Origin of the sequence: Pseudoblastomonas marina (assembly GCF_034374265.1) — a bacterium.
Taxonomy (GTDB): domain Bacteria; phylum Pseudomonadota; class Alphaproteobacteria; order Sphingomonadales; family Sphingomonadaceae; genus Alteriqipengyuania_A; species Alteriqipengyuania_A marina.
The window spans coordinates 859,868-881,612 of the sequence record NZ_CP139718.1 but is presented as its reverse complement, the minus strand read 5'-3'; the positions used below and the strand labels follow the sequence as shown (position 1 = coordinate 881,612).

General features: G+C 66.2%; 17 protein-coding genes. 9 read left to right on the top strand and 8 right to left on the bottom strand.

All coding sequences use genetic code 11. The features are described from left to right. A complete protein-coding gene (locus T8S45_RS04265) occupies positions 1-279 on the top strand; it encodes a DUF1467 family protein (RefSeq protein WP_188641790.1) in 279 nt (92 codons plus the stop codon). 4 nt (positions 280-283) lie between these two features. Here the strand turns inward: T8S45_RS04265 and T8S45_RS04260 are convergent, their stop codons facing one another. Further along, the gene (locus T8S45_RS04260) at positions 284-2,749 is read right to left on the bottom strand and encodes a coiled-coil domain-containing protein (protein WP_322294805.1); all 2,466 of its coding nucleotides are present in this window, start codon (positions 2,747-2,749) and stop codon (positions 284-286) included. Positions 2,750-2,810: 61 nt separating this feature from the next. Here T8S45_RS04260 and T8S45_RS04255 point away from each other — a divergent pair, with 61 nt between their 5' ends. Genes T8S45_RS04255 through T8S45_RS04245 form a run of 3 tightly spaced genes read left to right on the top strand, consistent with a single transcriptional unit; the run spans position 2,811 to position 6,405 of the window. After that, complete coding sequence (locus tag T8S45_RS04255) at positions 2,811-4,034, top strand: hypothetical protein (RefSeq protein WP_188641788.1); 1,224 nt, start codon at positions 2,811-2,813, stop codon at positions 4,032-4,034. Positions 4,035-4,069: 35 nt separating this feature from the next. Then, positions 4,070-5,038, top strand: coding sequence for a hypothetical protein (locus tag T8S45_RS04250; RefSeq protein ID WP_322294804.1), 969 nt, complete (start codon positions 4,070-4,072; stop codon positions 5,036-5,038). Further along, positions 5,035-6,405 (top strand): sensor histidine kinase, encoded by a 1,371-nt coding sequence (locus T8S45_RS04245; RefSeq protein ID WP_322294803.1) that lies wholly within the window; start codon positions 5,035-5,037, stop codon positions 6,403-6,405. Before T8S45_RS04250 ends, T8S45_RS04245 begins: the two co-directional genes overlap by 4 nt. A gap of 39 nt (positions 6,406-6,444) precedes the next feature. Here T8S45_RS04245 and T8S45_RS04240 read toward each other — a convergent pair whose 3' ends face one another. After that, positions 6,445-7,728, bottom strand: coding sequence for a citrate synthase (locus T8S45_RS04240; protein ID WP_322294802.1), 1,284 nt, complete (start codon positions 7,726-7,728; stop codon positions 6,445-6,447). Between the two features lie 31 nt (positions 7,729-7,759). Continuing rightward, positions 7,760-9,166, bottom strand: a complete 1,407-nt coding sequence (gene gltX / locus T8S45_RS04235) for a glutamate--tRNA ligase (RefSeq protein ID WP_322294801.1) — start codon at positions 9,164-9,166, stop codon at positions 7,760-7,762. Between the two features lie 121 nt (positions 9,167-9,287). Here gltX and T8S45_RS04230 point away from each other — a divergent pair, with 121 nt between their 5' ends. Beyond that, a complete protein-coding gene (locus T8S45_RS04230; protein WP_322294800.1) occupies positions 9,288-11,378 on the top strand; it encodes a ComEC/Rec2 family competence protein in 2,091 nt (696 codons plus the stop codon). On the opposite strand, the gene T8S45_RS04225 is transcribed toward T8S45_RS04230, so the two are convergent. Continuing rightward, positions 11,379-12,542 (bottom strand): PrnB family protein, encoded by a 1,164-nt coding sequence (locus T8S45_RS04225; RefSeq protein ID WP_322294799.1) that lies wholly within the window; start codon positions 12,540-12,542, stop codon positions 11,379-11,381. Positions 12,543-12,717: 175 nt separating this feature from the next. Between T8S45_RS04225 and T8S45_RS04220 the strand changes: the two genes are divergently transcribed. Continuing rightward, on the top strand, positions 12,718-13,020 hold the full coding sequence (locus T8S45_RS04220; RefSeq protein ID WP_188641782.1) for a YMGG-like glycine zipper-containing protein: 303 nt from the start codon (positions 12,718-12,720) through the stop codon (positions 13,018-13,020). Between the two features lie 10 nt (positions 13,021-13,030). On the opposite strand, the gene T8S45_RS04215 is transcribed toward T8S45_RS04220, so the two are convergent. The 3 genes from T8S45_RS04215 to T8S45_RS04205 are packed head-to-tail and all read right to left on the bottom strand — an operon-like array spanning position 13,031 to position 14,659. Continuing rightward, positions 13,031-13,675, bottom strand: a complete 645-nt coding sequence (locus T8S45_RS04215) for a glycosyl-4,4'-diaponeurosporenoate acyltransferase CrtO family protein (RefSeq protein ID WP_322294798.1) — start codon at positions 13,673-13,675, stop codon at positions 13,031-13,033. Beyond that, entirely contained in the window at positions 13,665-14,135 is a 471-nt protein-coding gene (locus T8S45_RS04210) for a vgr related protein (RefSeq protein WP_322295187.1), read from the bottom strand. The genes T8S45_RS04215 and T8S45_RS04210 overlap by 11 nt, the downstream gene beginning before the upstream one ends. A gap of 29 nt (positions 14,136-14,164) precedes the next feature. Next, positions 14,165-14,659 (bottom strand): copper chaperone PCu(A)C, encoded by a 495-nt coding sequence (locus T8S45_RS04205; protein ID WP_322294797.1) that lies wholly within the window; start codon positions 14,657-14,659, stop codon positions 14,165-14,167. A 172-nt stretch (positions 14,660-14,831) separates the two neighbouring features. On the opposite strand from T8S45_RS04205, the gene dnaK reads away from it, so the two are divergent. Both dnaK and dnaJ read left to right on the top strand, forming a co-directional pair. Next, the gene (dnaK, locus tag T8S45_RS04200) at positions 14,832-16,769 is read left to right on the top strand and encodes a molecular chaperone DnaK (RefSeq protein WP_322294796.1); all 1,938 of its coding nucleotides are present in this window, start codon (positions 14,832-14,834) and stop codon (positions 16,767-16,769) included. Between the two features lie 74 nt (positions 16,770-16,843). Then, positions 16,844-17,977 (top strand): molecular chaperone DnaJ, encoded by a 1,134-nt coding sequence (gene dnaJ, locus T8S45_RS04195; protein ID WP_188641778.1) that lies wholly within the window; start codon positions 16,844-16,846, stop codon positions 17,975-17,977. Here the strand turns inward: dnaJ and T8S45_RS04190 are convergent. Beyond that, positions 17,974-20,286 (bottom strand): patatin-like protein, encoded by a 2,313-nt coding sequence (locus tag T8S45_RS04190; RefSeq protein WP_322294795.1) that lies wholly within the window; start codon positions 20,284-20,286, stop codon positions 17,974-17,976. The two genes, dnaJ and T8S45_RS04190, sit on opposite strands and share 4 nt — an antisense overlap. Before the next feature lie 79 nt (positions 20,287-20,365). Here T8S45_RS04190 and radA point away from each other — a divergent pair, with 79 nt between their 5' ends. Then, positions 20,366-21,736: a DNA repair protein RadA gene (radA, locus tag T8S45_RS04185; RefSeq protein WP_322294794.1), complete on the top strand. Its 1,371-nt coding sequence runs from the start codon at positions 20,366-20,368 to the stop codon at positions 21,734-21,736. The last annotated feature ends 9 nt before the right edge of the window (positions 21,737-21,745 follow it).

Sequence of the window (21,745 nt, the reverse complement as noted above, 5' to 3'; positions counted from 1 at the left end):
ATGCAGTTTACCTCCGCCCTCGCGATCTATTTCCTGTTCTGGGTGCTGACCGGGCTCGCGATGCTGCCGTTCGGCTTCGAACCCGTTCCGCGCGACGATCCTGATTATGTCCCCGGGCAGGCCGAAAGCGCACCAAGACACTTCCGCCCGCGCCGCGTGATCCTGCGCACGACGATCGTCGCCACCGCGCTGTTCGCGCTGTTTTTTCTCAATTACGAGATGGGCTGGATCGGGATCGAGGATGTCGACATCAGCCGCCTCGTGACTCCGCCCGAATAGGCGATCAGCTGCGCAGGCGCTCGATTGCCTGCGCCAGCGCGACGTATAGCTTGCCCATGTCCGAACTGAGCAGGGTCACGCCGAGTGCGTGGCCGTCGCGGGTCGAAAGCAACTGGCGCAGCATGTTTTCGAAATCGTGGATGTAGCGCGCGACGTCTTCGCGGAAACCGGCATCCTCCTCGTAGAGATCGGCCACCTCGCGTGCATCGCCGCTGTCGAGCAGGCGCACCGCGCGGCGGGTGAAGATTCCGCGATCGCCCTTTAGGTAGGAAGACCAGGCGGTGTCGGTGACATCGGCCGACAGTGCCTTGGCGATGTCGATGCTCGAGGAATTGAGACTCTCGGTTATGAGCGCGGCGCGGCGCGAGAAGTCATTGTCGACCTGTTCCTCGGCGCGCTGGTGGGCGCGCGCGATGCGGCGTTCGAGGTTGCCGGTGAGCTCGTCGATCTTGGCGAGCTGGTCGCGTAGCTGAAGCGTGGCTTCACGGCTGCGTTCAGCCGCCTTGGTCGTGGCTTCGTCGAGCGCGCCGGCGGTGGCGTCGATCTTGGTGCGCAATTCGCGCTCGATCGCGTCGCCGCTCGCGGCACCGATCTTCTCGGCCCAGCGCTGGAGACCTTCGCCGCCATCGTTTTCGATCTGGGCCAGCGCCGCCGAATTGGCTTCGCGGAGTGCTTCGAGCGAAACCGACAGCTCTTCGCGGGCGTGCGCGGCGAGCGTCTCGCTCTTTTCCTGCAACCGATCGAATTCGAGCGCGATGTTCGCGAGCCGCTCGGCCTGGTCGCTGGTCCCTTTGTCGAGCGCGCCGCTGGTCTTTTCGAATTCGGCTAGCAGGCCGGCAAGGCGCGCCTGCGATTTCTCGAGGTCCTCGACGAGGGACGCACCGTCGCGCCCGGCCTGCGAAACGCGCTGGTTGATCTGGCTGGCGCGTTCCTCGAGCAGCAGGAGCGCCTGTTCGCTCTCGACGAGCGCCTTGGGCAGGCCTTGGCTCCCGTGATCGGCCGTAGCGCGAACGAGTTCGAGCAGCCGCACCGTGGTATCGGTGAGGGTGCCGAGAAGCCCGTCGGTCTCGCGCAGGCTCGCATCGGTCGCGGCCAGTCGCTCGCCGGCGCGGGCGAGCGCGTGATCGAGTGTTTCGCCGGCTTCGCTGCCGGTTTCCTTCGCCCGACCGGCAGCTTCGGTGAGCTCGTCGATCCGGGCCGCGAGCGCTTCGGACAGATCGCCTGTTTCGCGGACTCTCGCCTCGTGGGCGGCGCGCCGTTCCTCGAGCTCGCCGTCGAGCGCGGCCAGGCGGGCCTGGAGCGTGTCTATCGACGCGAGATAGTCGGCTTCCGCGGCTTCGCGGCGCCGCGCGAGCTCGCTGTCGAATTCCTCGTTCGCGCGCGCTGCGTCGCCGAGCAGCGCGCCGTGTTCCTCGCGCATGGTGGCGATCCGGCCCGCCGCGGGCTGGATCACGCCTTCGTCGAGGTCCGCCAATTCATCGAGCGCATCCTTGATCTGCTCGCCCACGGCGGACCAGCGCTGCCGCAGCGAGGCGAGCGCCTCGATTTCTTCCTGTTCGAACTTGATCCGGGCCGCGCCGACATTGTCGCTGAGCTTGTTGTAGCGTTCGGCCAGCGCTTCGCCGGTCTCGTGCGTGGCGGCGGCGAATTCTTCCATCGCCTCGCCGACGCGTTCGCGCAAGCGTTCGACCTGCGTTTCGCTGGCTTCGCCGAATTCGTTGACCCGCTTGAGCCCCTCGACCATCTCGTCGAGCTGCGCTCGCGCGGTTCGCCCGGCCTGCGCGATATTGTTGGTGACGTCTTTGGTCGAGCTCGCAATGACGGGCAGGTTGCCGCGCAGGCTCTCCATGTTTTCCAAGGCATTCGCGCTGACATCCGAGAGTCTTTCGACCTCGCGCCCATTGTCCGAGATGAGTTCCTCGAGTCGGCCCGAATGCTCGCCGATCCGATCGACCGCGAGCCGTCCGAGCGTTTCGAGCTCGCGCGATTGCTGGGCGAGGAATTCGCGCGCCACGCTGAGTTCGCCGTTGACGTGGTGGAGCCGCGCCTCGAGCTGTTCGCTCTCGACCCGGAGGACCTGCGCTGCCTCGGCGAAGCGTTTCGCCTCGCGGCGGCTCGTCCGCAAGGCCAGCAGCCAGGCGAGCGCGATCACGATGACCGGCGGCGCCCAGCTTCCGACCAGTTCGATCGCTTCGAGCGGGGTCACACCGGCGATCGCACTGCGGTGAGCCCAGCCGAAGAACGCCGTCCAGCCGAGAATGGCGAGGGTCGCGAGCGTGGGCGCAATCCATCCACCGCGCAGGGCTGGAACAGCCTCCTCCTCGTACTCGGCGTAATATTCGCCTTCGAAGACCGGATCGTCCTCTTCGTTCTCCGCCCCGTTTTCGCTTTCGCTATCGGGAGTTACGGTTTCGGCGTCCTGCTGTTCGGAGGCGTCGTTTTCGATCGAGACGAGACGGGTGCGTTTCATGATTTCCACAATGTATCACCAAGCAGCTGTGGATAAATAGCCTGTTAACCAAAAGGATCGGGTGCGTGTATTCTATGCCACGCTCGGGCACGCCCGCCCTGACCTGACGGAGGATCGATCGCCTGTGCGGTTCGCGCTGATATCGCTCGAAGAGCCGGCCAACGGCGCTGACGGCTCGCTCCGCGTGGCGGGGCGCGCGATCTATCGCTGGCAGGCCGAGATGGCGCTGGCCTGCGGCTGCGAGCGGGTGTTGTGCTGGGCCCCGCAGGAAATCGCCGCCCCGCTCGCGCTACAGAAGGAAGTCGAGGGCAGGGGCTCGCGGTTCCAGCCGGTGGGCGATCTCCACCGGCTCGCCCGGATCGTCGGACCGGGCGACGAATTGCTGGTCTTTTCCCCGGGTCTGATGATTGAGGAGGATCGTCTCGCCGGTTTCGTCGAGGACGGGCACGGCATTGCGACGATCCCGGCGCGAGAAGGGGGCGAGGACGGCTTCGACCGGATCGACCTGACCCGGCTCGCCGCCGGGCTGATGTTCCTCCCCGGAAACCTCGTCGCGCGGCTCGCCGACCTGCCCGAGGATTGCGAGCCGGGTGGCAGCCTGCTGCGGATCGCGCTCCAATCGGGCATCCCGACGCGGGCGGTGCCCGAAAGCGGCGAAGAAGCGAACGCCTACACGATCGTGCGCAGCGAGATCGACGCCAAGGCAATTGAGGCCGGCTGGTTCGAGCGCGACTGGAAGCGCACCAGCGGCCCGCGCAACCGGCTTTCGCGCTTCGTCACCGACCTGATCGGAAAGCGGGCTGCGCATGACGAGCGCGGGCCCGGGCTCGCGCTCGGCGCGGTGGCGCTCGGGACGCTGACGACCTGCGCGCTCGCGATCGGCGGTTATGCCGGCGGCTCGCTCGCCGCGCTCGGGGTCACGGCGCTTGCGGGCGACACCTATCGGCGGCTGCGCGCGCTGTCGCGAGCGCGCTCGAGGAAGCCGCGACGGCGCTTCGCTGCTTGGCCGGGACTGTTCATCGACATCCTGCTCGCGGGGATCCTCGTCATGGCGCTCGACGGTTGGCGTGAGGCGCCGCTCGACCGTGTGTTCCTCGGGGTGGCGCTGGTGCTGTCGCTGCGGCTCGCCGATCGCGATTGGGGGGCGACGCTGGTCGACCGTCCGGTGGTTGCCGCCATTCTCGGTATATCGACTATTTTCAGCGCCTTGCTGCCCGTCACCCAGGTCCTGATGCTCGCATGCCTGGCGCTGGCGCTTCATTATGGGACGCGCGGCGACAACTAACGGGCGCTTAACCAGCGGAGTGCTATCGCGCGACAATGAGCGAGGAGACTCTCACCACTGGCGCAAACGGGACCGTGTCCGACGAGCTGCGCGGCGCGCTGCAGCGCTGCGACCAGGCGCTCAGTTCCTCGGGTCCGGTGCTGCGGCACTTGGTGGCCAATAGCGAGAGTTCGCTTTTCCACGAGGAAGTGCTCGCCCGCGTGCGCGGCATGCTCGACCACCTCGGGACCCAGATGCTCCGGCGGTATCTCGACACCGCGGGCCATGCGAATGACGAACCGATCCCGCTCGACCGGCTCGATGCGCTCGTCACCGCGCTGGCGGAAGACCAGGACCTGCTCTCGCACCTCCACGCACTCTCGATCGAATGGCGGCTCGCCCAACGGTTCGCCGAGCGGCGCTCGACAGAGCTTGTGCTGACCCCGCTGGTCAAGGAGCTGGTCGGGTCCGACAAGCCCGAGACCGCGCGGCTCGCGATGGCCTTCCTGACCGCGCAGGCGCGCTTCGCCCAGCATGCACGGCGCATGCAGGTCGAACTCGGCGAGCTGCCCGGAGAATTGCTCAATTTCTGTCTCACCAGCCTGCGCAAGGCGGTCGATCGTCAGGCCGATTCGCGCCGCCACGTGCAGCTGGCGATCCGTTCGGTCCAGGATTCATACGACGAAGGCCATACCCGCCACGGGGTCGGAAATTTGCTCGTCTATGACGACGCCACCCGCGATGCCGCGCTCGATCCCGAGCAGGCGGGCATCGCGCTGTTCGTCACCGCGCTGGCGCGGGCGAGCGGGGTATCGCGCGACAATGCAACGCTCGGCGTGGCCGAGGGGCAGGCGCCGCGCCTGGGCCTTATGTTGCGCGCAGCCGGACGCGATCGCCAGCAGGTCGAACGCACGGTCCTGCTGATCCATCCCGACGCCCGCCTTCCGGAAGGCCTCGGCGAAATCGACCAGCACAGCGCTCTCAAGCTGCTCGGCGGCAATGCGCGGGGAGTCGCCGGCAAATGAACGCACCGGGCAAGACCGCCGCCAAGGCTTTCAGCGATCGCCGGGACCGGCTCGTTTCGGCCGAGGAGCCGCTGGCGAGCCTGCAATTCAATTGCGGGGGCACTATTCCCGGCACGATCGCGATCCCCTCGCTGCTCGAATCGGTCCGCAAGGCGCGCGAATACGGGCTCAAGATCGCGCGCACGATGCAGGCGCAGGACGACCACGAGGCGATCACCGCCTGGATCGAGCTGACCCCGCTCGAGGATGGTTGCGAGATCTGTGTCCGCAATTGGCAGGCGATGCCGTTCGAAGCCGATGGTGACGCTTCGGGCGAAGGCGCGCCCCACGCCGCCGACCGCGCGCTCGCCGATTTCACCGCGATCCTCGATGCCGAGCAGAACATCGTCGCCGCCGAAAGCGAGGCGCGCGACCTCACACCGCTGCTCAAGAGTATGGCCCGCGCGCAAGGCGAGCGTTGGAGCAAGTTCGTGCGGATCGAAGGGCTCGACGATCGCGCCAAATTGCATTGGCGCCTGCTGGACGGCGCGCAATGCATGGTCGAAGGGTCGGAGCGGAAGTGGACGATCGGACTCTACCACCGGCGTACCCCGGTCGGCGATCTCGCCGGATTCGAGCTGACGCTCACCGCCGATCGCCCGCTCGACCGGAGCGTGCGCGCGGGCGATGACCCCGACGAGGCGGTCGATCACATGATCGCACGCGACGTCGCGCCGGCGCTGCGTCAGCCGCTCGCGCGGATCATCGCCAACGCCGAGACCATCCGCGCGCGACTCGCAGGTCCGCTACCCGACCAGTACAGCGATTACGCGGGCGATATCGCGTCTGCCGGCCAGCACCTGATGGCGCTGCTCGACGACCTGTCGGACCTCGAAATCGTTGAAGCGGCGGATTTCCGCACCGCGCCCGACCGGATCGATCTCGCCGACGTCGCGCAGCGCGCCGCGGGTATCGTCGGCGTGCGAGCGCGCGAAAAGGACATCGCGCTCGTGGGGCCCGACATCTCCGAACGCGTGCCCGCGACCGCCGAGTTCCGCCGCGTGCTCCAGATCCTGCTCAATTTGATCGGCAACGCGATCCGCTACGCCCCCCAGGGCTCGCAGGTGCGGATCGAGCTCGACCAAGGCGACGGCAAGGCGCGAGTCCACGTCGTCGACGAGGGCCAGGGCATTCCCGCCAACAAGCGCGAGAAGATTTTCGACAAGTTCGAACGGCTCGGCCGTTCGGGCGACGGCGGTTCGGGGCTCGGGCTCTATATCTCGCGCAAGCTCGCGCGGGCGATGGGCGGCGAACTCGCCGTGACCAGCAGCGAGGGGGAGGGCGGGCGCTTCACGCTGACCCTGCCCTCCGCCGCCGGTAAGGAGTAGCGCCGGGGCGCCGCCAACGGCGCCCAGGTCGGCCTCCAATCAGCGCTTGTCGATCGAGACGTAGTCGCGCTGGGTCGGACCGGTGTAGAGCTGGCGCGGACGGCCGATCTTCTGGCCGGGATCCGAGATCATCTCGTTCCATTGCGCGACCCAGCCGACAGTGCGGGCGAGCGCGAACAGCGCGGTGAACATCGTCGTCGGGAAACCGATCGCCGACAGGATAATTCCCGAATAGAAGTCGACGTTCGGGAACAGCTTCTTTTCCTTGAAGTAATCGTCGTTGAGCGCGATTTCCTCGAGCTGGAGCGCGGTCTCGAACACCGGGTCCTTGACGTCGAGCGCATCGAACACCTCGCGGACGGTCTTCTGCATCACCGTCGCGCGCGGGTCGTAGTTCTTGTAGACGCGGTGGCCGAAGCCCATCAGGCGGAACGGATCGTTCTTGTCCTTGGCGCGCTCGATATAGTGCGGGATCTTGTCGGGGGTGCCGATCTCGTGGAGCATGTTGAGGGCGGCTTCGTTCGCGCCGCCATGCGCCGGGCCCCACAGGCAGGCGATACCCGCCGCAGTGCAGGCGAACGGGTTCGCGCCCGACGAACCGGCGAGGCGCACGGTCGAGGTCGAGGCGTTCTGTTCGTGGTCGGCATGGAGGATGAAAATCCGGTCCATCGCCTTTTCTACCGCCGGGATCACTTCGTATTCCTCGGCCGGGACTCCGAATGTCATGCGCAGGAAGTTACCAGTGTAGCTGAGGTCGTTCTGCGGCTGCAGGAACGGCTGCCCGACCGCGTATTTGTACGCCATCGCCGCGATCGTCGGCATCTTCGCGATCAGCCGGTGGCTGGCGATCTTGCGCTGTTCGGGATCGGAAATGTCGGTGCTGTCGTGGTAGAACGCCGACAGCGCGCCGACCACGCCGCACATGATCGCCATCGGGTGCGCGTCGCGGCGGAAGCCCTGATAGAACTGGCGCAGCTGGTCGTGGACCATGGTGTGGCGCGTGATCGTGTAGATGAACTCGTCGAGCTCGGACTGGTCGGGCAGTTCCTTGTTGAGCAGGAGATAGGCCACTTCCATGAACGAGGAATGCTCGGCCAGCTGCCCGATCGGGTAGCCGCGGTGCAGCAGCACGCCTTCCTCGCCGTCGATGAAGGTGAGCCCGCTCTCACAGCTCGCGGTCGAGGTGAAGCCGGGATCGTAGGTAAACTGCCCGGTCTGGGCATAGAGTTTGCGGATATCGACCACGTCAGGTCCGCAGGTCCCGGAAAGTTTGGGAAATTCGTAGGTCTTGCCGCCGGTTTCGAGTTTGGCCTGGTCGCTCACGCGCGATCCTCCGTCTTTGATGGTATAATGTTCAAACCGCCTGGTCGGCGATCCGTGCCAGACTTTCCTCTCTGCCGAGAAGCACCAGCACGTCAAAAATTCCGGGAGACTGGGTCGTCCCTGTCAACGCGGCCCTGAGCGGCTGCGCCAGCTTGCCGAGCCCGAGTTCGAGCTCTTCGGCGAGCGCCTTCGTGCTGGCCTCCAACGCCTCCAAAGTCCAGTCCTTTTCGGAAGAAAGCCGCTCATGCACGAGCGCGAGGCGCTGGCGACCTTCCTCGTCGAGCAGGATCGCGGCCTTCTCGTCGACATCGAGCGGGCGCTTTCGGGTGAGGAACGCCGCGCCGGTCGCCAGCTCGTCCAGATTGCGCGCGCGGAGCTTGAGCACCGGCATCGCCAGTTCGAGCAATTCGTGCGCCGGAGGCTGTTCCATCCGCGCCGCCACGAGTTTGGCCAGCCGCGCATCGTCGGCCTCGCGAATATGATGCCCGTTCAGGTTGAGAAGCTTCTTGAGGTCGAAGCGCGAGGGGCTCTTGCCCACATGGTCGAGATCGAACAATTCGATCGCCTCCTGCTTCGTGAACTCCTCCTGGTCGCCATGGCCCCAGCCGAGCCGCAGCAGGTAGTTGAACAGCGCTTCGGGCAGGATTCCGTGTTCGTCGCGATAGGCTTCGGCACCGAGCGCGCCGTGGCGCTTGGACAACTTGGCACCGTCCGAGCCGTGGATCAGCGGGACGTGGGCATAGGTCGGTTTCGGCCAGCCCATCGCGTCGTAGATCGGCAACTGGCGGAAGGCGTTGTTGAGGTGGTCGTCACCGCGGATGACGTGGGTCACGCCCATGTCGTGATCGTCGACCACCACCGCGAGCATGTATGTCGGCGTCCCGTCGGCGCGCAGGATGATGTAATCGTCGATCTCGGCGTTCCGGACCTTGACCGTGCCCTGGACCTCGTCCTCGATCACCGTCTCGCCCTCGGTCGGGGTCTTGAGCCGGATCGTATAGGACTGGCCTTCCTGTTTGGGGCCGGGCTCGCGATCGCGCCAGCGCCCGTCATAGCGCATCGGCTGCTTGTTGGCGCGCTGCTCGGCGCGCATCGCCTCGAGTTCTTCGGAGGTGGCGAAGCACTTGTAGGCATGGCCGCTTTCGAGCAGCTGGTGCGCGACCTCGGCATGGCGTTCGGCGCGTTGCGACTGGAACACCGGTTCGTCATCGAAGTCGAGCCCGAGCCAGTCGAGTCCGTCGAGGATCGCGTCGATCGCTTCCTGGGTCGAACGTTTCTTGTCGGTATCCTCGATCCGCAGCAGCACCTTGCCGCCGTGATGGCGTGCGAACAGCCAGTTGAACAGCGCGGTGCGTGCCCCGCCAATGTGAAGAAACCCCGTGGGCGAGGGCGCGAAGCGGGTCACCACGGGCGCGGACGCATTCGTCTCGCTTGCCATTCGAAAAACCTTCCTGTCCTATGCGGCCGTGGGGCAAGGGGAAGCGCCAGCAGGGCCGTTCGACGCCGACGACGAGGCCGACGCTGCGATGCAGCAAAGCCAATGGCGAAAGCGTGCGCGCTTGTCCAGCGGGGCCGCGTGGCTGGACCGCAGGATCGAGGGGGCGGGATTCGATCGCGCGCCGTGGCTCGCCGTGGGTCTCGGGGCAGGGATCGCGGCGTGGTTCGTGCTTCCCGCTGCGGCTTGGTGGGTCGGCTGGGTGGGAGCCTGCGCGCTGGTCGTCGTTGCGGCTTCGTCGAACACCCTGCTCGCCGAGCGCTTTCCCTACCTGCGGATGACTTTGCTGGCGCTGCCGCTCGCGCTGATGCTGGGCTGTGCGCTGGTGTGGGCGAAGTCCGAGCTGGTGGGAGCCGAACCGATCGAGCGCCCGATGGTCGAGCGGGTGACGGGGGAGATCATCGCGCGGGAAGAACAGCCCGCGCGCGACCGGGTGCGGCTCACCTTGGCCACGCGCCTCGGTGACGAAGGTCGGGCGATGGCGGTGCGGGTCAACCTCCCGCTCGATCTCGACCGGCGGGAATTCGTCGAGGGTGCGCAAATCCGGCTGCGCGCGCGGTTGATGCCGCCCGCCCCGCCGATGCTGCCCGGGAGCTACAATTTCGCGCGCGCCGCTTGGTTCGACGGCTTGTCCGCCACCGGATCGGTGATCGGCGAACCCGAGCTCGTCGAAGCGACCAGGGGCGAGGGGCCGATCGCTTCCGCCCAACGCCGTCTCGCCGCACATGTCCGCGCAAACTTGGATGGGTCGCCCGGCGCAATCGCCGCAGCCTTCGCCAGCGGGGACCGCGGTGCGATAGCCGAGGCCGATGACGATGCGATGCGCGATGCGGGCCTCACCCACTTGCTCTCGATCAGCGGGGTGCATGTCAGCGCGGTGGTGGCGGCGGCGTGGTTCATCGCGATCAAGCTGCTCGCGCTGTCGCCCTGGCTCGCCTTGCGGGTGCGTCTGCCGGTGGTCGCCGCCGCGATCGCCGCCGGGGCGGGGATCGGATACACGCTGCTGACCGGGGCCGAGGTCCCGACCGTGCGCAGCTGCGCGGCGGCCTTGCTGGTGCTGATCGCCTTGGCACTGGGCCGCGAACCGCTCTCGATGCGGATGCTCGCCGTGGCGGCGGGCGGGGTGATGCTGCTGTGGCCCGAGGCGGTGGTCGGCCCGAGCTTCCAGATGAGTTTCGCCGCGGTGATGTCGATCATCGCGCTGTCGGAAACGCAATTCGTTCGCCGTTTCATGGGCCCGCGCGAGGAGGGCGCCCCGCACCGGATCGGACGCTGGCTCGCCATGCTTCTGCTGACGGGCATTGTGATCGAGGTCGCGCTGATGCCGATCGCGCTCTACCACTTCAATCGCTCGGGGCTCTACGGCGCGCTCGCGAACGTGATCGCAATCCCGCTCACGACCTTCGTCACCATGCCGCTGATCGCGCTCGCCCTGCTCGCCGACCTGGTCGGCCTCGGCGCGCCGCTGTGGTGGCTGACCGGCAAGTCGCTCGACCTGCTGCTCGCCATCGCCCATTTCACCGCCGAACGACCTGGCGCGGTCAAGCTCTTGCCGACGATGGAGCGCTGGCATTTCGCGCTGTTCATCGCTGGCGGGCTCTGGCTGGCGCTGTGGCACGGACGCGCGCGACTGCTCGGCCTGCTACCGATCGCCTTCGGCGTGCTCGCGCTCGCCACGCTGAGGCCGCCCGACCTGCTCATAACGGACGATGGTCGCCATGTCGCACTGGTCGATGCCGATGGCAGCGGCGCGGCGCTCTTGCGCGACACGCAATCCGACTATGTCCGCGACAATCTCGCCGAACAGGCCGGGCTAGACGGCAATCTACGGGTCTTGGCCGACAGCCCCGAGGCTTCGTGCAACCGCGACTTCTGCACGGCGGTGATGGAGCGAGGTGGCCGGGATTGGCACCTCTTGCTTTCGCTGGGTCGCGACAATGTGCCCGAACGCGATCTGGCCGCCGCCTGCGGCGCTGCCGATATCGTGATTTCGGACCGCTGGCTGCCGCGTTCCTGCCGTCCGCGCTGGCTCAAGGCGGACCGCCGCTATCTCGAGGACAGCGGCGGTCTCGCGATCGACCTGTCGCGCCGGCGGATCACCAGCGTCGGTTCGCGCGAAGGCGAACATGGCTGGTGGCGCGCCGGACGCGATTGATCAGACGGTCTGCGCGCGGTTCTCGTCGCGGTGCTTTTTCAGATATTTCATGAAGGGCGTGCCGCCGGTGCCGACATCGGGATCGTTGCCCGCGATGCTGCCCGCCTGCTTGTTGATGTAGCTCGCCGCATATTCGAGATGCCGCGTGCGGAACCGCGCCGACTGTTCGAGACAGGCGTTGAACGCCTTTTTGAGCGCCTTGTCGTCCGAACCCGCGACGAATTCGCGCAGGGTCGACTTCTTGGCAAGATCTTCGACGAAGCGCCGGTGTTCGACCGGGCGATAATGGTGGAGCTCGTCGAGGAAGCTCTTGAGCGGGTCGTCCGAATGGCCGACCTGGAACAGCGCATCCATTGCCGGGACGATCGAGGACTGGCTCCCGGTCTGCCCGCGGAAAGCCTGCGGCTTCCCTTCGTAGCGCTCCATGCCTTCGTAGACGAGGCCGCCGCCCTCAAGCGCCGGGTTGTTGGCCCAGCCATGGATGTAAGGCCGCACGCGATGGAAGTAGACGTAGGGATCGCAGCGCTCGGTCATGCGTCCGAAGTGACCGTAGATCCGCTCCCACGCGGCGTCCATTTCGCGCAGCAGGCGGGTCGCCTCGGTGGTGTCGCCTTCGCGCGCCACGGTGACGAGCTTGGCCGCATTGTCCAACAGCACGCCCGCTTCGACCTCGATCGCGACATGGACCAGCACGAACCAGTTCTCGTCGATACCGCCGAGGAAGTTCTGGTACATCGCGATGTTGTCGAGCGTGATCGGGCCGTCCTTGTCGAGCCGGTACCAATTGTCGAGCACATAGGCCGAATAGGGCAGCAGCGGCGCCTGGCCGAGCCGGTCGGCGAGCGCACACATCGGGCGCGACAGGTTGGCGGGCAGGTGGGCCGGGGGATCGTCCTCGCCCCAGACATATGCCTGCACGAGGAAGGAGTAGTGCACCATCGCGGTGCGGACCTCTTCTTCAGGTGCGTTTTCGGCCCATTCGCCGATTTGGGGATCGGGCAGCGCATCGAGGAAGTGGCGCACCCGACCGGTGGTCAGCAGCGCGGACAGATTGCCCGCCGCCTCGACGATCGGGGCGAATTGCTCGGGAAGCGAGATTTCGTCGATCTCGTAATGCGAAAGATAGCCGCGCTCGCGGCTCAAACCGTAGTCTTCAAGCTCCATGATGTCAGATGTCCGCCGGGCGCGGGTTGGGCCGCCCGGACCCGACAATCGCTATCAAATGATGATGCGGCGCTCAAGCGCGGGGTCTGTGGATTCCCCTACGGAAAGGACAGTTCCGGAACTCTCGGGCATGCCCGCCGTAGAACTTGCAACAGGGAGACAACGGAGAAAAAAGATGAAAACTCGGATGCTTGCCGCCCCGGCGCTCGCTCTTTCCACCCTCACGCTCGGGGCCTGCGCCCAGAATTACACGATCGAAGGCGCCGCCGTCGGCGCCGCGGCCGGCGCCGCGGTCGCTGCAATCACGGACGAGGATATCGCGACCTATGCCGCGGTGGGTGCCGCAGCCGGCGCGATCGCGGGTTATTTCACCGACAAGGACGACGATTGCGACGGCTTCTACGACGGCAATCGCAACGGCTATCTCGACGACGACTGCCGCTATACCGACGGCTATCGGCAGTACTGGCGCCGTTGATCAGGTCGGGTCATGATCCTGCGCTGATTTTCGATGCGAGGAATCCGGCCACAAGTTCCGGTTTCAGCCGGGCCAGCCTCGCGCGGGTATAGCGCTGCAGGAGCATCGGAAGTAGGTTGGCCAGAATGTTCCAGGCGAGAAGCGTGATCGCCCAGCCGATCCAGTCGGCAGCCAGCGCACAGGCACCCGTCGCGACGCCGAACCACCATAACGCATGGTGGGACTTCTCGGACGCCACCCCCGCTTGGAGGATGCCCTCGAGCCGGTCGGAGAAATCGTATTTGCGGTAGCTCGGGTCTTTCCTCCGTGCTGCCCGGGTGATCATGTCGCCGTCGGTGATGACCAATCGCAGGGCCTTCATCCCGAGCCCTTCGTAGAAACGGCCCCGCATTTCGAACGCTCGCGGTCGGTAATAGGCACTCGGAAGCCACATCGAAGCCGCCCCCAGGATCGTGCCGAGCGCAAGCCATAGCCACACGGTCGTGTCGGGTGCGGCAACATCATAGGGTCGCAAGGGCCCCAGGGCGCGGGACCAGAACAGCACGACGACTCCGACCCACGCGCCGACGACCGCAAACATCGCATTGTTGTATCGCTTTACGATCCGCTCGGCGGCGGCCCGCGAAGCCGTCTGCGCGGCAGGATCAGCCTGCATCGGGAAAGCTCACCAGCAGGTCGTAGGCCTCGCGCGAGGCGACACCGGCGACCTTCGCGCCGTTGCGCAGCCAGAACGCGTGTTTGACGATCTCGGCCTGCTGTTCGATGCCGTATCTGTGGAGCGGCTGGCCGGGCTTGAGGGCGTAATCGTAGCGGCAGAACGGGTGGCGGTGGAGGATCAGGTACCAGTCGCCGCGCGCCTGGGTCTGCCAGACATGGGTCATCTCGTGGATGAAGAGGCCTTGGCGGAGCAGCGGCACGGACGAAAAATCGTCGCAATAAGCGTCGCCGAGGGGATGGAAATGCAGGTGGCCGCGCGGGGCCATGGTAACTTTCTTCGGCTGGAACGGCATGAACTTGCGCCGCCTTATCCGAACCTTGCCGTAATCGACCGCGCTGCCGAACACGCTTCGCGCCAGTTCGACCTCGCCCGGGGTAAGCGAGCGTTCGCCGCCGATAGGGCAGGCAGGGAGAGGGGCTGCCTCGTTCAGTTGCTCGCCTCTGCGACCGTTGTCACGCGCGCTTCGACGCTGGTCTTGTCGCCATCGGCGAAGATCAGCGTGATTTCGGTGCTATCGGCATCGAAATCGGGCGCAAGGCCGAACACCATCGCGTGCAGGCCGCCCTGTTCGAGCACGACCGATCCCGCGGCCGGGACCGGGATCGCGTCCACCGCGACCATCGCCATCGCACCGCCTTCCATGCGGCTTTCATGCAGTTCGACGCGCTCGGCACCCTCGACATAGATTGCCGCCAGTTCGGCCGCGCTCGCGCCGTCGTTGGCAACCGTCAGGTAGAGCGCGCCGGGGCGACCCTCGACCAGCGGCAGCACGAGCCGCGCATCGCTGACCGAGATGCCTTCGCGGCCGTCGGGGCCTTCGATCGCGGACTGTTCCTGCGGGGGCTGCTCGGGCGCGCGGTCGCACGCGGCCAGCATGGCCAGCCCGATCACCAGGGAGGTGCCCAACAGCGTTTGTCGCATCGCATTCGTCCTTCGTCGAAACCGAGACGCGAACTAGCGTGGCGCATCCCTTGCGACAAGAAAAACCCCTCCTATATCGCGCCGGTCATTACACGAGCCGCCCATGCGGGCTTGCCGGTTTGCCGGGAGCTTCGAAGAGCGGCGTCCAACAACGAAACAGGTAGGGAAATCAATGAGCAAGGTTATCGGTATCGACCTCGGCACCACCAATAGCTGCGTCGCCGTGATGGACGGCGGCAAGCCCAAGGTGATCGAGAATTCCGAAGGTGCGCGCACCACGCCCTCGATCGTCGCGTTCACAAAGGACAATGAGCGCCTGATCGGCCAGCCGGCGAAGCGCCAGGCGGTCACCAATCCGGACAACACGCTGTTCGCGATCAAGCGCCTGATCGGTCGCCGGTTCGACGATCCGCTGACCAAGAAGGACATGGACCTCGTCCCCTACGACATCGTCAAGGGCAAGAACGGCGATGCCTGGGTCGAAGCGGGCGGCGAAGACTATTCCCCCAGCCAGGTTTCGGCCTTCATCCTCCAGAAGATGAAGGAAACGGCCGAGAGCTATCTCGGCGAGACCGTCACGCAGGCGGTCATCACCGTCCCGGCCTATTTCAACGATGCCCAGCGCCAGGCGACCAAGGATGCCGGCCAGATCGCGGGCCTCGAAGTGCTCCGCATCATCAACGAGCCGACCGCGGCCGCGCTCGCCTATGGCCTCGACAAGGAAGACGGCAAGACCATCGCGGTCTACGACCTTGGCGGCGGTACCTTCGACATTTCGATCCTCGAGATCGGCGACGGCGTGTTCGAAGTGAAGTCGACCAATGGCGACACCTTCCTCGGCGGTGAGGATTTCGACGCCGCGATCGTCGAATATCTCGCCGAGCAGTTCAAGAAGAAGGAAAACATGGACCTGAAGAGCGACAAGCTCGCTCTCCAGCGCCTCAAGGAAGCTGCGGAAAAGGCCAAGATCGAGCTGAGTTCGGCGCAGACCACCGAGGTCAACCTGCCCTTCATCACCGCGCGCATGGAAGGTGGATCGTCCACCCCGCTGCACCTTGTCGAGACGATCAGCCGCTCGGACCTCGAGAAGATGGTCGGCGACCTGATCAAGCGCACGCTCGAGCCGTGCAAGAAGGCCTTGAAGGATGCCGGGATCGACAAGTCCGGCGTCGACGAAGTCGTGCTCGTCGGCGGCATGACCCGCATGCCCAAGGTCCGCGAAGTGGTCGAGGAATTCTTCGGCAAGAAGCCGCATACCGGCGTGAACCCCGATGAAGTCGTCGCCATGGGCGCGGCGATCCAGGCCGGCGTGCTGCAGGGCGACGTCAAGGACGTGCTGCTGCTCGACGTGACCCCGCTTTCGCTCGGGATCGAGACGCTGGGCGGCATAATGACCAAGATGATCGACCGCAACACGACGATCCCGACCAAGAAGACCCAGACCTACTCGACCGCCGAGGACAACCAGAACGCGGTGACGATCCGGGTCTTCCAGGGCGAGCGCGAAATGGCGCAGGACAACAAGCTGCTGGGCCAGTTCGACTTGGTCGGCATCCCGCCCGCACCGCGCGGCGTGCCGCAGATCGAGGTCACTTTCGACATCGACGCCAACGGCATCGTCAACGTGTCCGCCAAGGACAAGGGCACGGGCAAGGAACAGCAGATCAAGATCCAAGCCTCGGGCGGCCTTTCGGACGACGACATCGAACAGATGGTCCAGGACGCCGAGAAGTTCGCCGACGACGACAAGAAGCGTCGCGAGCAGGCCGAGATCCGCAACCAGGCCGACAGCCTCGTCCACCAGGCCGAGAAGCAGCTCGAAGAGAACGGTGACAAGATCGACGCCGGCCTCAAGGGCGAGATCGAGACCGCGATCGCCGAGACCAAGACCGCGCTCGAGGGCGAGGACGGCGACGCGATCAAACAGAAGACCGAGAAGCTTACCGAGCTGTCCATGAAGATGGGCCAGGCGATCTACCAGCAGCAGCAGGAAGCGGGTGCCGCCGATGCTGCCGAGGGTGGCGAAGCCGGTTCGGGCGATTCCTCTTCCGAAGACGAAGACGTCGTCGAAGCGGAATTCTCCGAAGTCGACGAAGACGAAAAGTCGTAAGTCGCACCATGGAAACCTGTCACGCCACCGATGCCCGGCGCATCGGTGGCGTCACGGTTTCGGGGACGGGATAAATGCCAGCCACCAGCACCGATTATTACGAGATGCTCGGCGTCGCGCGCAATGCCGACGGCGCGACGATCAAGAGCGCCTATCGCAAGCTCGCCATGCAGCACCACCCGGATCGCAATCCGGGCTGCACCGAGAGCGAGGGCAAATTCAAGGCGATCAGCGAGGCCTATGACTGCCTCAAGGACCCGCAGAAGCGGGCGGCCTACGACCAGTACGGACACGAACGCTACACCCAGGCCGCCTCGGGCGGCGGGGGCGGACGCGGCCATCCCGGCGGCGATTTCGCCGATCTCGGCGATATCTTCGAGACCATTTTCGGCGGTTTTGCCGGAGGCGGTGGCGGGCGCCAGCAGGCGCGCCGCGGTGCCGATTTGCGCTACAACATGGAAATCACGCTCGACGAGGCCTTCGACGGCGCCGAGCGACAGATCACGATCGAAACCAGCCAAGTATGCGAGACCTGCGATGGCGACGGCGCCGAACCGGGCACCGGGATGCGCACCTGCAACCTCTGCAAGGGCGTCGGCCAGGTCCGCGCCCAGCAGGGCTTCTTCATGGTCGAGCGCACCTGCCCCAATTGCCATGGCCGCGGCCAGGTGATCGAAAAGCCGTGCAGCGACTGTCGCGGGGAGGGCCGGATCGACGCGCCGCAGACGCTCGACGTCACGATCCCCCCGGGCGTCGATACCGGCACGCGAATTCGCCTGTCGGGCAAGGGTGAGGCGGGGCCGTTCGGATCGCCGCCAGGCGATCTCTACATCTTCCTGCGGATCAAGCCGCACAAGGTGTTCGAACGCGACGGCTCGAACCTCGTCACGGAGGTCCCGATCAGTTTCACCACCGCCGCGCTCGGCGGGTCGATCGACATTCCCAACCTCGACGGCGAAACGATCACGGTCGAGATCCCCGCCGGGATCCAGTCGGGCAAGCAGCTGCGCAAGCGCGGCGCCGGCATGCCGGTGCTGCAGGCGCGCGGTCGCGGCGACCTGATCGCCGAAATCGTGGTCGAGACGCCGACCAGGCTGTCGAAGGAACAGAAGGAAATCCTCGCCCGCTTCCGCGAAACCGAGACCGGCGACGAATGCCCGAAATCGAAGGGCTTCTTCGATCGCATCAAGGACGTGCTCGGGGCCTAGCCCATCCGCGCGTCGACTTCGGCGCGGACCCGCGCGATCAGGTCCGGATCGGCCTTGAGGCGGTCTTCTTCCTCGTCGAGCACGGCGTGGAACAGCCTGCGCTTGAAGGCGCGCATGGTCTTCGCGTCGAGCGGCTCGTCGAGCGTCGACACGACGATATCGAGCAGCCGCTCGCCCCCGTGCAGCCGTCCCCACAGGTAATCGTTCTCGCGATAATTGCGGCTGAAGAACGCCCCGAAATTGTAGAACTCGATCCCGCGCAGGGTCGCCAGCGTCCCGCCCTCGCGGATCGATAGCGCGTCGTCGGGACTGATCCGGTCGACCTTTACGGGATCGAATTCGGTCAAGCCTTCGCCGCGGAGGATCGGCAGCGTGACCGTGTCGAAGAACGGGAACCCGAGATAGGACAGCAGCATCCGCCGCCTGAGATCGGTCCCGACCTGCATCATGGCATCGGCCAGCAGGCGGTCGACGGCGAGATCGGTCCGCTTGAGGTCGCGACGCTGCCCGATCGCCTTGAGCACGGTGCCCGGGTGGCGGGTGAAATCCTTGGCGATCTCCGCGAAATCGGGCCCCAACGAGGAGGCCGGTTCGTGCTCGAGATAGAGCGACAGCGCCTCGAACACCGCGCTTCGGGCGCGTTCGCGTTCGGTTTCGGGGATCGCCTCGTCGCCTTCCCAGTCTCGGGTGAGGCGGCGCGCGAGCAGGCGCAGGCGACGGATGCGGAATGCGAGGTCGTGGGTGCGGAAGAATTCGATCGCCGCCGCGCTGGCCGCGCCCTTGGCTCCGGAGATCTGCAGTCCCTTTTCGCGCCGGAGGTAATTGTGGAGTCGCACGTCGATCGCGGACACTTCGAGCCGCAGTTCGGGCGCGGCTTCGTGAATTGTCGCAGCCAGTCCCGCCACGATTCCGTTGAATTTGGCCTCGCCGTAACCCTGGAATGCGTAGCCCGCCTGCTTCGCCGCGGCGTCCTGCGCCTTTTGTCGCCACGCGGTCAGCCGCGCGACCGTCGGCTTGTCGAGGAACAGCGTGCGACCGAACAGTTTCTCGACCGTCGCGCTGACATCGGGGCGCAAGGCCTCGACCGTGTCGCGCAGGCGCTCGACGTCGCGCGAATGCCCCGCCAGCTCGTCGAGGCTGTCGCGCACCGGCTGTTCGCGCGGAATCGTCGAGAGCGAACCGAAGATCACCGAGAAGAAGCCCGGCGCGCTGTCGTCCTCGCGCAGCGCCCGGCCGACCCGGTCCGGGCGCGGGTCGATATAGACGATGCGGCGATCGACTTCGCGCTGCGCAGGTCGTTCCGACAACAGCGAAATGACATGTTCGAACGGCGCGTTGTTGAGCACCGAGCCGTCGATCAGCGCGACGCGGCCGAGGTTTCCGGCCTCGGCATGCGCGGGCAGCAGGCTCTTGAGATAGGACTCGCGCCGCGGCCAGGCGATCGACCGCTCGGCGACGAGCTTGTCGATCTCGGCCAGTTGGAGCGCGGGGAAGGCCCCTGGAAAGCTGGCGGTCGCGCGTGCGGCAAGCACCAGTTCGGGACGCGCCGCGAGGTGCTCGCCGCCGAACGCGCGAAACTCGATCGCGAGCCGGTGCTCGCTTTCGACCACTTGTTTCGGGCTGTTGAGGTTGAGCGTCTCGAGATGACCCTTGAAATCGGTCGCGGTGACGAGCGCGTCGAGCGGGTGCTTGGGCGGCAGCAGACGCGGACCGCAGGCCTGCTCGGCCATGCTGACCAGCGCGTCGTCGATCAACCGGCTGAAATGGATCCCGCTGAAGGGCGGGGCGAACCAGCGCGAGCGGATCAGCCGCGAAAGCTTGCGCCGCACCTCATTGCGGGTTTCGGGCGCGACGCTTTCGCTGACCACGTTGCCCGGGCGGTTGAGCAATGCGAGGATTACCGGCGAGGCGGCCGATTTCGCGAACCGGGTCCATTTGTGGGCATCGGGATCGAGCAGGCGATCGGTATCCGCCTCGGCCAGCCACATATCGGTAAGCGGTTCGAGCGAACCGCCCGAATGCACCGCTTCGGCGAGGAACAACGCGTTGATCCCGCCCGCGCTGGCCCCGGCGAGGATATCGCTGAGGACCCGCAGGCGAAGCCCCTTCTCGGCCTCGATCCGTTCGAGGAGTTCGAGGTAAATCTTTGCTGTGGGGGACAAACCGAGCGATTTTTGCCCGCCCTCGCGATGGAACTGGCAGCTCGCCCGCGCGAGGTGCCACACTTCCTTGGTGACCCCGTGCATGTAGACCGCGAGGCTGATGCCGCCATAGCAGACGAGCGCGATCCTGAGTTCCTTCTGCCGCATCCGCCCCTTGATGGCAGGGGCAGGGGAGTGGGGCAATAGCGGGCTTGCGTTCCACAAATGTTCCAACTATCGCACGGCCATGGCAAAGCCCAAGAAACGCTATGTGTGTCAGGCCTGCGGCAGCGTCGCGACGCGCTGGCAGGGCCAGTGCGGCGAATGCCAGGAATGGAATTCTCTCGTCGAGGACGCGCCAGCGACGGTGTTCTCGCAGAAACACGACCTGTCTTCCGGCGGGCGGCTGATCGCGCTCGAAGGGATGGAGGAAACCGGCGAGGCGCCCGAACGCATCGGTACGGGACTTGCCGAATTCGATCGCGCGCTCGGCGGCGGGTTGGTGGTCGGCAGCGCGATCCTGATGGGCGGCGATCCGGGGATCGGCAAGTCGACCCTGCTGCTGCAGGCGGCGGCCAATATCGCGAAATCAGGCCGCGGCGCGGTCTATATCTCGGGCGAGGAAGCCCCTGCGCAAGTCCGCATGCGCGCCCGCAGGCTCGGTGTGGCCGATGCGCCGGTGCGGCTCGCGAGCGCGACCAATGCGCGCGATATCCTGACCACGCTCGGGCAGGGCGAGCCGCCCGCGCTGATCGTGATCGATTCCATCCAGACGATGTTCTCCGACCAGATCGAGGGCGCGCCCGGCACCGTCAGCCAGGTGCGTGGCTGCGCTTTCGAGTTGATCCGCTTCGCCAAGGAATGCGGCAGCGCGCTGGTGCTGGTCGGGCATGTCACCAAGGACGGCAACATTGCCGGCCCGCGTGTGCTCGAACACATGGTCGACGTGGTGCTCGCCTTCGAGGGCGAGCGGTCGCACCAGTACCGCATCCTGCGCGGGCTCAAGAACCGCTTCGGACCCGTGGACGAGATCGGGGTGTTCGCGATGGGCGCCGAAGGCCTTGCCGAAATCTCCAATCCGTCCTCGCTGTTCCTGTCGGGGCGCGAGGAACCGGTGGCGGGAAGCGCGGTGTTCCCCGCGATCGAGGGCACGCGCCCGGTGCTGGTCGAGATCCAGGCCCTTGTGGTCCGCCTGCAAAGCGGGGCCACGCCGCGACGCGCGGTGGTCGGCTGGGACGGAGGGCGGCTCGCAATGCTGCTCGCCGTGCTCGAATCTCGCTGCGGGCTCAATTTCTCCTCCGCCGAGGTCTATCTCAACGTCGCGGGCGGCTATCGCCTCGCCGATCCGGCGGCCGATCTCGCGGTGGTCGCCGCGCTTGTCTCGGCGCTCGCCGATCGCCCGCTTGCCGCGCGCGCGACCTGGTTCGGCGAAGTGTCGCTCGCGGGAGAAATACGCCCGGTGGCGCATACCGGCATGCGGTTGCGCGAAGCGGCCAAGCTTGGCTTCGACCGCGCACACGGTCCTCCGGCCGATGAAGCCGCCACGATCAAGGGCGTAAGCTACGACGCGCTCGATTTGCTGCCCAAACTCGTTGACCGGATCATGGGCGGCGCGTAATTCTTGCCG